This window comes from Arthrobacter sp. Leaf234, from assembly GCF_001422665.1.
In the GTDB taxonomy this organism is placed as follows: Bacteria; Actinomycetota; Actinomycetes; order Actinomycetales; family Micrococcaceae; genus Arthrobacter_D.
In genome coordinates, this window is record NZ_LMLU01000001.1 from 1,053,771 (window position 1) to 1,066,098 (window position 12,328).

A 12,328-nucleotide genomic window follows, 5' to 3' on the forward strand; every position below is an offset into this window, starting at 1 on the left:
TGCAGGGATGTCTACGCACACCGGTCCGGCGGTACCCCTGCAGGTCGCCTGGGACGAGGCGATGCTGGCCTACGACTTCGGCCTGCAGCACCCCATGAACCCTGAGCGGCTGCACCTGACGGCCCGGCTCCTGGGTGACTCCGGGCTGCTCGACCTCGACGGCGTCCGCGTGGTCGCCCCCTCCGTCGCCTCCGACGAGGACCTCGCGACGGTCCACAGCGACGACTACATCCGTGCCGTCCGCGACCTGAGTGGCAATCCCGACCGATCGGACCCGGCTCACGGGATCGGCACCGAGGACAACCCCGCGTTCAGCGGCATGCACGAGGCCAGCGCACGGCTCGCCGGCGGGTCCCTGGATGCTGCCGACGCACTCATGAGCGGTCGCGCCGTCCGTGCCGTCAACTTCGGTGGCGGGATGCACCATGCGGCACGGTCCCGGGCCAGCGGCTTCTGCATCTACAACGACGCCGCCGCCTCCATCCGGCGACTGCTCGACCGCGGAGCGCAGCGCGTCCTCTACATCGACGTCGACGCCCACCACGGGGACGGCACCGAGAGCATCTTCTGGGACGATCCCCGGGTCCTGACGATCTCCCTCCATGAGACCGGGATGAGCCTGTTCCCGGGTACGGGATTTGCGAACGAGATCGGCGGGCCGGGCGCGGAGGGGTCCGCAGTGAACGTCGCACTGCCGACGACGGCCGGAGACGCCGCTCTCCTGCGGGCCTTCCACGCGGTGGTCCCACAGCTTGCCGGGGCCTTCGCTCCGGACGTGGTCGTCAGCCAGCACGGCTGCGATTCCCACCGCGAGGATCCCCTGACGAACCTGAGGGTCAGCGTCGACGCCCAGCACATCCTCATGCTGGCGGTCAGGGACCTGGCGGACCGGCTCTGCGGGGGTCGCTGGATCGCGACCGGCGGGGGCGGGTACGCGCTCGCCAGCGTGGTACCGCGGTCATGGACGCTCCTCGTCGCGGTCGCTGCGGGGGCTCCGATGGGCCCGGCGACACCCGTCCCTGCGGCGTGGCGGGACTACGTGCTCGAACGGCACGGCGTCGATGCGCCACGCCTCATGGGTGACGGCGCCGATACGTGGTGGCGCTCCTGGGAGATCGGCTACGACCCCGACGACGAGCTGGACCGCACCGTCATGGCGACGCGCAAGGCCGTCTTCCCCCTCCACGGGCTGGACCCCTGGTTCGACTGACCATCGCGCGGCAGGATGCCGCCCGACGTATATATCGCTAGGGTGGGCGAATGGGTATCGATGATGTTTTCGCTGTCATCGCCGAGAGCACGCGCAGGCAGATCCTCGAGCATCTGCGCGACGGCGACAAAGCGGTGGGGGAGCTCGTGATCGAGCTGCACGTGAGCCAGCCGACCGTCTCGAAGCATCTCAAGGTTCTCCGGGAGGCGGGACTGGTCTCCATGCGGGCCCAGGGGCAGAAGCGGTTCTACTCGCTCGACACCGCTCCACTGGGCCTCGTGAGGGAGTGGCTCGACGGCGTGGAGCCACGACCGCTCGCCGAGGCGCAGGCGCCGACGGTGGAGGACCTCGTCGAGACGCTCGGCACGCAGCCGGGGCAGGGCCGGGCCGGCGAGGGCCGGGTGCAGGACGCCGTGCTGGCCGCCGCGGTCCTCGCCGGACCGGATCCCCTCGCCGAGGCGGACGGTTCGAGGGCACAGCTCGGCCGGACCATGGGGCGTGCGGCGGAGCGGGCTGCCGATCTCCTGTCGCAGCTCCGGCGGCGTCGCGATCCGTCCTCGTAGCACCGGCCGGTCGCGCCGCCCTTCGAGGCCGGAGAACGGCCGGTTCGAGGAGGCGGGTACAGGCTCCGGGGCGCCCTTTCACTTTGGTCACATCAGCCACTACAGTGATCCCCTAGGCGGATAATCCTTATGCTTCAAGGCGACACGCCGATCAGTCGCTCAGGGGTGTCTTTCTCGATGCCGGTCTCAGGGTGAGTTACGGACCTCCATGCAAAGGAATAGTGGTGAGATGGCAGACGGGATTAACTTCTCGGATGTGCAGTTCTTGACGGTCGCGGAGGTCGCCGACCTCATGCGAGTGTCGAAGATGACCGTGTACCGGCTCGTGCACGCCGGGGACCTGCCCGCCGTGCAGTTCGGTCGCTCGTACCGCGTTCCGGAGTCGGCCGTCCAGGAATTCCTCCAGCGGGCGCAGGTGGACGGCCAGTCCGAGAGCGCCTGAGCCGCCGTCGCCGGGCCGGGCCGTCCTGACCCTCCACCAAACGGATGTACCCTGTTAAGGAGCGTTTTCGGCGGCCACAGGTCCGTCCGAGTCAGTGCATCACCCGGGCGATTGCCACCAGGTACACGCCTTTCGTCAGCCCCGGTACCGACTCCTGGCACGTCGCCGGAGAGCGGGACCGGCACCACAACAGTCTGTGAGGACTCTATGGGTTCAGTAATCAAGAAGCGCCGCAAGCGTATGGCCAAGAAGAAGCACCGCAAGCTGCTGCGCAAGACGCGCCACCAGCGCCGCAACAAGAAGTAGACAGCCCGGCCCAGCGCCGAGGTCTGCCGAACGGCCCGGAATCCCGCCCTCGTGGTGTGGGTGCCGGGCCGTCGTCGTACCCGGGGGCGATCAGGACCGACCACCGGAGCCCGGAGACTGCAGGCCGGCCCCAGGAGACGGGGCGGGATCGCCGGCCACCACCCACCGGAGACCGGAGCCCGGGCGGTGCCCACCCCGCAGGGACGGCGACCTGTGAGCCGCCGCGCGTCAGCGGTTCCGGAAGCGGGAGAAGCTCCGCCAGAGGCCGTAGACCGATCCCGCAATCGTCGCCGCCCGCAGCCCGAGCGTCGCGGCGCGGCGTCCGCTCCGGAAGTCGTAGACGGGCCAGTTGTTCGCGCGGGCGTGACGGCGCAGCCTGCCGTCCGGGTTGATGGCCACGGGATGGCCGACGGCGGTCAGCAGCGGGATGTCGTTGTAGGAGTCGCTGTATCCCCAGCAGCGCGAGAGATCGAGGTTCTCCCGTGCCGCGAGGTCGAGGACGGCGACGGCTTTCGCGGGTCCGTGGAGGAACTCGCCCACCAGCTTCCCCGTGTACAGGCCGTCGGCCACTTCGCCGACGGTCCCGAGGGCGCCGGTCAGGCCCAGTCTGCTCGAGATGACCGCTGCCACTTCGACCGGAGTCCCCGTGACGAGCCAGACCTGGCGGTTCGAGGACAGGTGGTGTTCGGTGAGGGCGCGCGCGCCGGGCCAGATCTTGGAGGCGATCATCTCGTCGTACACCTCCTCGCCGAGCGCGAGGATGTCCTCGTGGGCGATGCCGATGGCGAAGGCGAGGGCGGCGTCCCGCACCGAGTTGACGTCCGTCATGGTCTCGCCGCGCATGATGAAGCGGAGCTGCTTCCATGCGAGGCCGGCGGCGAAGCGCAGGGTGAACGCCTTGCGCTGGTACATCTTCCGGCCGACGTGGAAGAGGCTCGCACCGCGCATCAGCGTGTTGTCCACGTCGAAGAAGGCGGCCTCGCCCTGGACGGTCGCCGGAGGCCTTGGCATGGGCTGCGTGCCCCGAGCGGCGTCCGGCATGCTCCGAGTGTAGTTCGTCGTCCCGCTGCCCCTGCCGTCACCCGGCAGTACGGTGGAGTGATGGAAGCATCGGCGGAGATCCCCGCGACCGGCGTCGTCCTTCTGACCCGTCCGGCATGCCATCTCTGCGAGGAGGCCCGGCTCGTCGTGGCCCGCGTCGTGCAGGAGCTGGGGCTCGAGTGGCAGGAGGTCTCCGTCACGGAGGCTCCCACGGCAGGAGCCCGCTTCGCGGAGGAACTGCCGGTGCTGTTCATCGACGGGGTGCAGCGCGATTTCTGGTCCATCGACGAGGCGAGGCTGCGGAGACTGCTCTCCGGCGGGTGAGGCGGCGACGAACCGCCCCCGCCGAGCTCCTCCGGAGCTCCGACGAGCCACGGCCGGGCTGTCCGGGGAGTGTCGGCCGACGGTGGGCTTGGTGGCCCTGCGCGCTCGGCATAAAGTGGTGATACGTCCGCCCCGCCGTCGAGGGTCCAGGATCCGCCGTCCTCCGCCGGGATGCGGCGGCGCTAGCAACGGAGCCGCACACTGTGACACCACCGGACATGCCAGGCCTCCACCCCGTGGGTGATCCGGTGCGCCATATCCCTCCCGCCTCGGTGGCGCGCCTCACCATCTACCTGAGGGCGCTCAACAGCCTGCTCGGCGAGGGGATCGAGCGCGTCTCCTCGGAGGAGCTCGCGGACGCCGCGGGGGTCAACTCGCCGATGCTCCGCAAGGACCTGTCCTACCTCGGCTCCTACGGCACGCGCGGCGTCGGCTACGACGTGCAGTATCTCAACCGCCAGATCTCCATCGCCCTTGGGTTGACGCTCGACTGGCGGGTGGCCATCATCGGCGCCGGCAACCTCGGCCGGGCGCTGGCCGGTTACTCGGGCTTCGTCTCGCGCGGCTTCGAGATCGTGGCGCTGTTCGACGCCGATCAGCTCGTCGTCGGATCGGAGGTCGGCTATCTCCGGGTCAGTGCCGTGGACGACCTCGAGACGGTCCTGGAGCGGACCCGCACCAACATGGCCGTGCTCTCCGTGCCCGGGCCGGTCGCCCAGGAACTGTGCGACCGGTTGGTCGCGGCGGGCATCTCCAGCATCCTGAGCTTCGCCCCGGTGGTGCTGCAGGTCCCTCCGCACGTGCAGCTGCGCAAGGTCGACATGTCCACCGAGCTGCAGATCCTCGCCTACCACGCACAGAGGGCGCAGGAGCCGGACCTCGGTCCGATCTCCCGCGCCCAGTAGCCGGCGGTCGAGCGGGGTCAGTACCCCAGCCGCTGCGGCGCGAAGTAGGGGCGCGCGGGCTTCAGGTAGGTCATGACGACGCCGGCCACGCCGAGCAGCATGACGAGGAGGCCGAGCGCCGTCGAGATCACGGGCGTCTCGGGGACGACGGTCCCGCTGGCCTCCGCGGCCTGGTTGATGATCGGCAGGAGCAGGAGCGACCCGACGGTGGACACCACGTTCAGCGCTGCCAGGACGGTCGCGGTGATGCGGGCCCAGTTCTGGCCCCGGCGGATGAACAGCGCCAGGACCACGTAGACGGCCGCGAACACCACGGCGAAGACCAGCCTGATCCCGACCCCGAACGAGCCGCCGGCCATCTCGGGAATGTCGATCAGCAGCGCCGAGGTGATCGAGGAGACGAGGTAGGCGACCCCGGCGGCCAGGATGAGGTAGTACGCCCGCACGACCTCCCTCGGAGCAGGGCCCTTCCCGGGTGCGTCCGAGCCGCCCGCGCTGTTGCCGGAGGTCGGGTAGGCGTAGCTCGAGTGTTGGGCAGGCTGGTAGCCGCTGGGCCCCGAGCTGTTCTGCTGCCCGTACTGCTGCCCGGCGGGGCGGCCGTCCTGGCTCTCGCCTCCGGGCGGGTTCCAGCCCTGCGCGTTGTTCCCCGGGCCCTGGTCGTTGTGTGGCGTACTCATCGCGGCGTCCTCCGTGTGCAGTGCGTGGCTGTCCTGGATCCGCAGGATCGGCGCCGGTGCCCCCATGGACGTCCCCGCCGCCGGTGCGGTCTTCCGTCAGCCTAGTAGTTCCCCCGCGAGGGTGACAGGCAGACGGCGTCCGATCCGGGCGCGGACGGCGGGCTCCTCACCCGGGCTCGCCCCGTGCGCGACGTCCACCGCGGGAAGCGCGTGGGACGCCGACGGCCGGCGTCGTCGGGGGACGACGCCGGCCGTCGGGCGGTGCGGCGGGGGAGGAGGGTCGGGTCAGACCGTCGCGGCGACGGGAGCGACGAACTCCGCTTCGATGCTGATGGTCACCTTGTCACCGACGAGGACGCCGCCGGCTTCGAGCGCGGCGTTCCAGGTCAGGCCGAAGTCCTTGCGGGAGATGGTCGTGGACGCCGAGACGCCGGCGCGGGTGGTGCCGAAGGGATCGACGGCGACGCCGTTGAAGTCGGCCTCGAGGGTCACGGACTTGGTAATGCCGCGGATGGTGAGGTCACCGGTGATCGTGTAGCTCTCGCCCGAGCCGGCGTGCGACGTCGAGACGAAGGTCATCTCCGGGAACTGCTCGACGTCGAAGAAGTCGGCGCTCTTGACGTGGCCGTCGCGGTTCTCGTCGCCCGAGCTGAAGGAGGCGGTCTTGATGGTGACGGTGATGGCGGAGTCCTCGAGCGAGGAGCCGACGGCGAGGGAGGCGTCGACATCCTTGAAGGATCCTCGGACCTTGCTGATGCCGGCGTGGCGGACGCTGAAGCCGACCTCGCTGTGTGCGGGGTCGAAGGACCAGGTGCCGGAGGTGAGGCCTGTGGGAACGGTCATGATGATCTCCTGGAGAAGAGGGATGGCGAATGCTTACGAGATGGAAAAGCATGCGTATGCATGGTTTATTCCACATATCGCTCAAATCTTCAACCAAGTGGTTCCGGGAGCACCGTGCGCCTCCTCGTCGGCGATTGGCCGTGACACGGTGGCATGCGGGAAACTGGGGGAATGCAGAGATCAACCGTCCACCTGGTGCGCCATGGTGAGGTCCACAATCCGGAGGGCGTCCTCTACGGCAGGCTCCCCGAGTTCCACCTCTCCGAGCTGGGGCGGCGCATGGCGTCCCAGATGGCCGGTCACTTCGCGCAGCGACGGGACGAGGGCGCGAACATCGTCCTGCTGGTGGCCTCTCCCCTGACCCGTGCGCAGGAGACGGCGCAGCCCGTCGCGGAGGCACTCGATCTCGAGATCTCCACCGACGAGCGCATCATCGAGGCGGACAACCGCTTCGAGGGGATGTCGAGGATCAAGAGCCGCCTCCGCCAGCCCCGGTACTGGCCGCTGCTCGTCAACCCGTTCCGTCCGTCCTGGGGCGAGCCATACAGCGAGCAGGCGGAGCGGGTCATGAGGGGCGTGCAGGACGCGCGGCGCCGCGCCGTCGAGCTGGGCGGTGCGTCCGAGGCCCCGGCCGAGGCCATCCTGGTGAGCCATCAGCTCCCTATCTGGGTCACCCGACTCGCGGCCGAGCACCGTCGTCTCTGGCACGATCCGCGCCAGCGCGAGTGCACGCTGACCTCGGTGACCTCGATCGACTTCGAGGGTGACGTCATCCGGCGGGTCCGGTACGCCGAACCCTGCGCGGACCTCCTGCCCGGTGCGGCGAATGTCCCCGGGGCGTAATAGAATTACTACACGTCGTAGAAATCAACGGAAGAAGCCGTGACCACACTCGTCCGCTCCACCAGGCGTCGCCTGCTGCTCAGGCTGGGCATGGTGCTGGCCTTCACCGTGCCGGTCTCCCTCGTGGTGACCTCGTGCGCCGCGGACGATCCCTTGGCCCAGCAGGCCGATGCGGGAGACGGCAAGAACTACATCGCCGGTGACGGCTCCGTCACGGAGTACGACCCGACGGATCGGGGCGAACCCGTCGCCATCGACGGCACCCTCTTCGACGGGACGGCGGTCTCCAGTTCCGACTGGACCGGCCAGGTCGCCGTCCTCAACTTCTGGTACGCCTCGTGCGCGCCCTGTCGCGAGGAGGCGCCCGACCTCGTCTCGCTGCACGACGAATACGCGCCGCAGGGCGCCGTCTTCCACGGGGTCAACATCCGCGACGAGCAGGCCACGGCCGAGGCTTTCGAGCGCAGTTTCGCCATCCCGTACGAGAGCTTCGACGACAAGGACGGCGGCGTCCTGCTGGACATGACGCAGTACGTCCCCCCGCAGGCCGTGCCGACCACCATCGTGCTCGACAAGGAGGGGCGCGTGTCCGCACGCATCCTCGGCCTCGCGGACCGCAGTACGTTGAAGGCGCTGATCACCGATGCGCTCGCGGAGTAGCGCCGTGCGCGCAGCGCGCCGATGATCACCTCGATGGTCCTGCCCGCGGCCGGTCACCTCTCCACCTCCGTTCCCCTCGTCGCGGGGAACGCCTTCGCCGACGCCGTGCTCAGCGGGTCCATGCTCCTCGCCCTGCCGGTCGCCCTGCTGGCAGGGCTCGTCTCCTTCGCCTCACCCTGTGTCCTCCCGCTCGTCCCCGGCTACCTCGGCTACGTCACGGGGCTCACCGGGGTGGACCTCGAGAAGCAGCGGCGCGGCCGGATGGTCGCCGGGATCGGGCTGTTCGTGCTGGGCTTCTCCGTCGTGTTCATGGCCTACGGGGCGCTCTTCGGCCAGCTCGGGGCGTTCCTGCGCGTCTCCCAGGGGTGGCTCATCCAGGTGTTCGGCGTCGTCGTGATCCTCCTCGGCGTCGTCTTCATGGGCGGGTTGTCCTGGTTCCAGCGCGAGAGCCGCGTGCACGCGAAGGTGCCCGCCGGCCTGCTGGGAGCCCCGCTGCTCGGCGTGACGTTCGGGCTCGGGTGGGCGCCCTGCATCGGCCCCACGCTCGGGGCGGTCCAGCTCCTGGCCATCTCGGGCAATGACGCGACGGCGCTCAAGGGTGCCCTGCTGACCTTCGTCTACTGCCTCGGACTCGGGCTCCCGTTCCTCCTGATCGCACTCGGCGTTCGGCGCGGCATGGGCGCACTCGCGTTCTTCCGCAGGCACCGCCTCCTGCTGCAGCGCACCGGGGGTGGCATGCTCGTCCTCGTCGGCGTGCTGATGGTCACGGGTCTGTGGAACACCTGGATCACCCGGTTGCAGGACCTGGTGATCGGGAACGTGGTGCTGCCGATATGACGACCCCACGCGCCGGTAACAGCCACGAGGACGAAGCACGGACGGGAAGGGCACTGTGAAGCAGGACATCTCGGAGGACACGGGGAGCACGGCCGGCAGCCGCCGGTCCGACGTCGTCCTGCCCTCCCTCGGCTTCCTCGGCACCCTGCGGTGGGCCTGGACGCAGCTGACCAGCATGCGCACCGCGCTGTTCCTCCTCCTGTTCCTCGCCGTCGCGGCGGTGCCCGGTTCGCTCTTCCCGCAGCGCCCCGCGAATCCCGCGGTCGTCACGCAGTACATCCAGAACAACCCGGACACCGGCCCGGTGCTGGACTGGTTCCAGCTCTTCGACGTCTACTCGTCCGTCTGGTTCTCCGCGATCTACCTGCTGCTCTTCATCTCGCTCATCGGTTGCGTGGTCCCCCGGGCACGGGCGCACTTCAGGGCTGTGCGCTCCACGCCCCCGCGGACACCCAGACGGCTCTCGCGACTGCCCGTCTACGGCACGCTCGAGGTCCCCGCCCATCGGGTACGCGCGGCAGGGCTCACGCCGTCGTCCGCTGCCGAGGAGGCCGCAGCCCTGCTGAAGAAGCGCGGTTACCGGGTGGACGTGCGCGACGCCGGCACGGACCGTCCCTCGGTGGGCGCGGAACGCGGACTCGCGAAGGAGTTCGGCAACCTCGTCTTCCACACCTCGCTGATCGGCGTGCTCGTCTCCGTGGCGGTCGGAGGGCTGTTCGGCTACAACGGCCAGAAGGTGATCGTCGAGGGCGACAGCTTCGTCAACACCCTGATCGGGTACGACAGCTTCAACCCCGGATCGAATTTCTCCGACGACCGGCTCGATCCCTTCTCGATCCGCCTCGACTCCTTCGACGTGCGCTTCGACCGCGAGCAGACCAGCCACTACGGCCAGCCCCTGGATTTCACGGCGAACATCACCACGCAGGAGGGGCCGGGCGCCGACGAGGAGCCGCAGGTCCTCAAGGTCAATGCGCCGGTGACCATCGGCGGCACCAACGTCTACCTGGTGGGCAACGGGTATGCGCCGGTCGTGACGGTGCGCGACGGCGAGGGCAACATCGCCTCCGAGGGGCCTGTCGTCTCGGTACCGTCCGACGGTCTCTACACCTCGCTGATCGTCATCAAGGCGCCCGACGCGAAGCCGGACCAGCTCGGCTTCGTCGGATTCTTCCTCCCCACCGCCTTCGTCGACGAAGAGGGCGTCTCCTTCTCGAGGGATCCTGATCCCTTCAACCCGCAGCTGAACCTCAACTCCTACTACGGGGACCTGGGGCTCGACGACGGCACCCCCGAGAACGTCTACGTCCTCGACACCGAGAACCTGACCGAGCTCAACAGCCGCACGAACGACGACGGCGGGATCGTGCTCGGGGTCGGCCAGACCTACGACCTGCCCGAGGGCAAGGGCTCGGTCACCTTCGACGGGCTGAAGCGCTACGTGGCGCTGGACATCCACCACGACCCGGGGGAGGTCGGAGCACTCGTCTTCTCGACGCTCGCGCTGGTGGGCCTGACGGCGTCCCTGTTCATCGGCAGGCGCAGGCTCTGGGTCCGCACGGGCGAGCACCCCGACGGGCGCATCATGCTCGAGTACGGCCTGCTCGCCCGCGGCGAGGACCACCGCCTGCCGGCCGAAGGCACGGCCGTCGAGAAGCTGCTGGCCGACCGCTGGCTGGCACCCGAGGGTGCCGCGGAGGAAGATACATTGCAGGAGGCCGGGACATCGGCAGCCGGCACGGGGAATTCGCACCACACGACGAAGGACAACTGATGCCACAACCAGTCAACGCCGAGCTCGGGCAGATCAGCGAGCTCCTCATGCTGCTGGCCTCCATCGCCTATGTGGTGGCCCTGATCTTCTTCGTGCTGGACCTCGTCCGGTCCAGCACGACCATCGGCACGATCGAGTCCCGGCTCGCGAGCCAGCAGGGTGCGCCCGAGCGTGCACTCGCCGGCGTCGGGGCACGGGGCGGGGCGGTGGCAGCGGGGTCCACGCCGCCGGCCCGCGCGACCGCGGACGACTCCATGGACTACGGCGCCGGCCCACGGCGGGGGACGGCGAGAATCGCGGTGTCGCTGACGATTTTGGCGGCCGTGATCCACGGAGCCGCCGTCGTGAGCCGTGGTGTCGCCGCGAACCGCGTGCCCTGGGGCAACATGTACGAGTTCTGCACCACGGGTGCCTTCCTCGTCGCGGCCATCTTCCTCATCACCCTCACCCGCAAGGACCTCCGCTTCGTGGGCTCCTTCGTGGTGGGCCTCGTCGTGATCATGCTGTGCGCGGCAACGGTCGGGTTCCCCACGCCCGTCGCCCGCCTGATCCCGGCCCTGCAGAGCTACTGGCTGATCGTGCACGTCTCCATCGCCGTCGCCTCCTCGGCCCTGTTCACCATCACCTTCGCGATGTCCGTGCTGCAGCTCCTGCAGACCAGCCGGGAGGCGAAGCTGCTCGCGGGCAAGGTCGACACCGCGAAGTTCCTCCGCCTGGTGCCCTCGGCCCTCAGCCTCGAGAACCTGTCCTACCGCCTGAACGCCATCGCGTTCGTCGGCTGGACCTTCACCCTCATGGCTGGCGCCATCTGGGCGGAGCAGGCCTGGGGCCGTTACTGGGGCTGGGACACCAAGGAGGTCTGGACCTTCGTGATCTGGACCGTCTACGCCGGGTACCTGCACGCTCGCGCCACCAGGGGCTGGACGGGTACGCGCGCCGCCTGGCTCTCGATCGTCGGGTACCTCTGCATCGTCTTCAACTTCACGATCGTGAACATCTACTTCTCGGGCCTGCACAGCTACTCCGGCGTCTAGGAGCAGCCGGGCCCACGACGAAGCCCCGCGGTCCCGACCGCGGGGCTTCGTCGTGTCCGGGATGCGTGGGTGGGTGGGTGGGTGGGTGGGTGGGTGGCGTGTAGCGATCCCTGAGGTGTTGCCCGTGGTGTGCCCACGCACTGTGGGCCGGAGCTCCTGCGTGGGCGCCTGAGTACCTTCCTGCTGCGTGCTCGGCACCCCGGGAACTGCAGGTGCGGATCTGCCCGCCCGAGGCCTCCGCACCTGGGAGGGTTCGACCATTCCACGTCATCCTGCTGGACAGTGGGAGGGACGCAGCGCACAGGGTGCCGGCCACCGGGAGTCCGCGACGGCCGATGAACACCTTCGAGAGGTCCGCGACGGCCGATGAACGCCCTCGTCAGGCCCGGACACCGAAGGTCCTCGGAAGGCCCGCTAGGGGCGGTGGACTCCCGCGGGGCCGGATCCGGCGTCGTCGTTCCCCTCGCCGTCGGCCTTGCCGTCCTCGGCAGGGCCCCGGGCATCCCGCTCGCGCGCTTTCGCGTCGAGATCCTTCTGCTCCTGCTCGCGCCGTCGACGTTCCTGCTCGCGCGCCTGCTGCCGCCGCTGTGCCTCGAGGTTCTGGAGGAAGGCGGGATCGTCATCGGGCGCGGTGGGTTTGCGCGGTGCGGGCCGGCGCGGACCGGATGGGCCGTCGTTGCGCGGGCGCCCCAGGAGGAACCACATGCCGGCTCCGATGAGCGGCAGGACGAGGATCGTGATGAACCACGCGGTCTTGGAGATGCTGCGTACCTCGTGTTTGCGACTCATCACGCAATCGATGAGCGCGTAGATGATGACGGCGACCCCGAGGATCGCGGCGAACAGCAGGAGGCGAGGCATGCGCCAAT

At 69.3% G+C, this 12,328-nt stretch carries 15 protein-coding genes; 11 read left to right on the forward strand and 4 right to left on the reverse strand.

Going from position 1 to position 12,328, the window contains the following annotated elements:
• The first annotated feature begins 7 nt into the window (after positions 1 to 7).
• The 4 genes from ASF21_RS04890 to ASF21_RS16335 all read left to right on the forward strand — a co-directional run bounded on the left by ASF21_RS04890 (position 8) and on the right by ASF21_RS16335 (position 2,521).
• Positions 8 to 1,210, forward strand: a complete 1,203-nt coding sequence (locus ASF21_RS04890; protein ID WP_055767522.1) for an acetoin utilization protein AcuC — start codon at positions 8 to 10, stop codon at positions 1,208 to 1,210.
• Between the two features lie 50 nt (positions 1,211 to 1,260).
• The gene (locus ASF21_RS04895; protein ID WP_055767526.1) at positions 1,261 to 1,773 is read left to right on the forward strand and encodes an ArsR/SmtB family transcription factor; all 513 of its coding nucleotides are present in this window, start codon (positions 1,261 to 1,263) and stop codon (positions 1,771 to 1,773) included.
• A gap of 229 nt (positions 1,774 to 2,002) precedes the next feature.
• The gene (locus ASF21_RS04900) at positions 2,003 to 2,215 is read left to right on the forward strand and encodes a helix-turn-helix domain-containing protein (RefSeq protein WP_055767529.1); all 213 of its coding nucleotides are present in this window, start codon (positions 2,003 to 2,005) and stop codon (positions 2,213 to 2,215) included.
• A gap of 207 nt (positions 2,216 to 2,422) precedes the next feature.
• A complete protein-coding gene (locus ASF21_RS16335; protein ID WP_003792170.1) occupies positions 2,423 to 2,521 on the forward strand; it encodes a 30S ribosomal protein bS22 in 99 nt (32 codons plus the stop codon).
• 228 nt (positions 2,522 to 2,749) lie between these two features.
• Here the strand turns inward: ASF21_RS16335 and ASF21_RS04905 are convergent, their stop codons facing one another.
• Complete coding sequence (locus ASF21_RS04905; RefSeq protein WP_055767531.1) at positions 2,750 to 3,562, reverse strand: HAD family hydrolase; 813 nt, start codon at positions 3,560 to 3,562, stop codon at positions 2,750 to 2,752.
• A 60-nt stretch (positions 3,563 to 3,622) separates the two neighbouring features.
• On the opposite strand from ASF21_RS04905, the gene ASF21_RS04910 reads away from it, so the two are divergent.
• Together ASF21_RS04910 and ASF21_RS04915 are read left to right on the forward strand one after the other, a co-directional pair.
• On the forward strand, positions 3,623 to 3,886 hold the full coding sequence (locus tag ASF21_RS04910; RefSeq protein WP_200914770.1) for a glutaredoxin family protein: 264 nt from the start codon (positions 3,623 to 3,625) through the stop codon (positions 3,884 to 3,886).
• A 218-nt stretch (positions 3,887 to 4,104) separates the two neighbouring features.
• A complete protein-coding gene (locus ASF21_RS04915) occupies positions 4,105 to 4,791 on the forward strand; it encodes a redox-sensing transcriptional repressor Rex (RefSeq protein ID WP_055767534.1) in 687 nt (228 codons plus the stop codon).
• Between the two features lie 17 nt (positions 4,792 to 4,808).
• Here the strand turns inward: ASF21_RS04915 and ASF21_RS04920 are convergent, their stop codons facing one another.
• Both ASF21_RS04920 and ASF21_RS04925 read right to left on the reverse strand, forming a co-directional pair.
• The gene (locus tag ASF21_RS04920) at positions 4,809 to 5,468 is read right to left on the reverse strand and encodes a hypothetical protein (protein WP_157365744.1); all 660 of its coding nucleotides are present in this window, start codon (positions 5,466 to 5,468) and stop codon (positions 4,809 to 4,811) included.
• A gap of 285 nt (positions 5,469 to 5,753) precedes the next feature.
• Positions 5,754 to 6,311 carry a YceI family protein gene (locus ASF21_RS04925; protein WP_055767544.1) on the reverse strand — a complete coding sequence of 186 codons (558 nt, stop codon included), beginning with the start codon at positions 6,309 to 6,311 and terminating at the stop codon, positions 5,754 to 5,756.
• Between the two features lie 171 nt (positions 6,312 to 6,482).
• On the opposite strand from ASF21_RS04925, the gene ASF21_RS04930 reads away from it, so the two are divergent.
• The 5 genes from ASF21_RS04930 (at position 6,483) to ccsB (ending at position 11,459) form a co-directional block, all read left to right on the forward strand.
• Positions 6,483 to 7,154: a histidine phosphatase family protein gene (locus ASF21_RS04930; protein WP_055767547.1), complete on the forward strand. Its 672-nt coding sequence runs from the start codon at positions 6,483 to 6,485 to the stop codon at positions 7,152 to 7,154.
• Positions 7,155 to 7,244: 90 nt separating this feature from the next.
• On the forward strand, positions 7,245 to 7,814 hold the full coding sequence (locus tag ASF21_RS04935) for a TlpA family protein disulfide reductase (RefSeq protein WP_055769169.1): 570 nt from the start codon (positions 7,245 to 7,247) through the stop codon (positions 7,812 to 7,814).
• A 33-nt stretch (positions 7,815 to 7,847) separates the two neighbouring features.
• Positions 7,848 to 8,651, forward strand: coding sequence for a cytochrome c biogenesis CcdA family protein (locus tag ASF21_RS04940; protein ID WP_055769176.1), 804 nt, complete (start codon positions 7,848 to 7,850; stop codon positions 8,649 to 8,651).
• A 55-nt stretch (positions 8,652 to 8,706) separates the two neighbouring features.
• Entirely contained in the window at positions 8,707 to 10,425 is a 1,719-nt protein-coding gene (locus tag ASF21_RS04945; RefSeq protein WP_055767550.1) for a cytochrome c biogenesis protein ResB, read from the forward strand.
• The gene (ccsB, locus tag ASF21_RS04950) at positions 10,425 to 11,459 is read left to right on the forward strand and encodes a c-type cytochrome biogenesis protein CcsB (protein WP_055767552.1); all 1,035 of its coding nucleotides are present in this window, start codon (positions 10,425 to 10,427) and stop codon (positions 11,457 to 11,459) included. Before ASF21_RS04945 ends, ccsB begins: the two co-directional genes overlap by 1 nt.
• Positions 11,460 to 11,873: 414 nt before the next feature.
• Here ccsB and ASF21_RS04955 read toward each other — a convergent pair whose 3' ends face one another.
• Entirely contained in the window at positions 11,874 to 12,320 is a 447-nt protein-coding gene (locus ASF21_RS04955) for a PLD nuclease N-terminal domain-containing protein (protein ID WP_082471234.1), read from the reverse strand.
• Positions 12,321 to 12,328 lie beyond the last annotated feature (8 nt).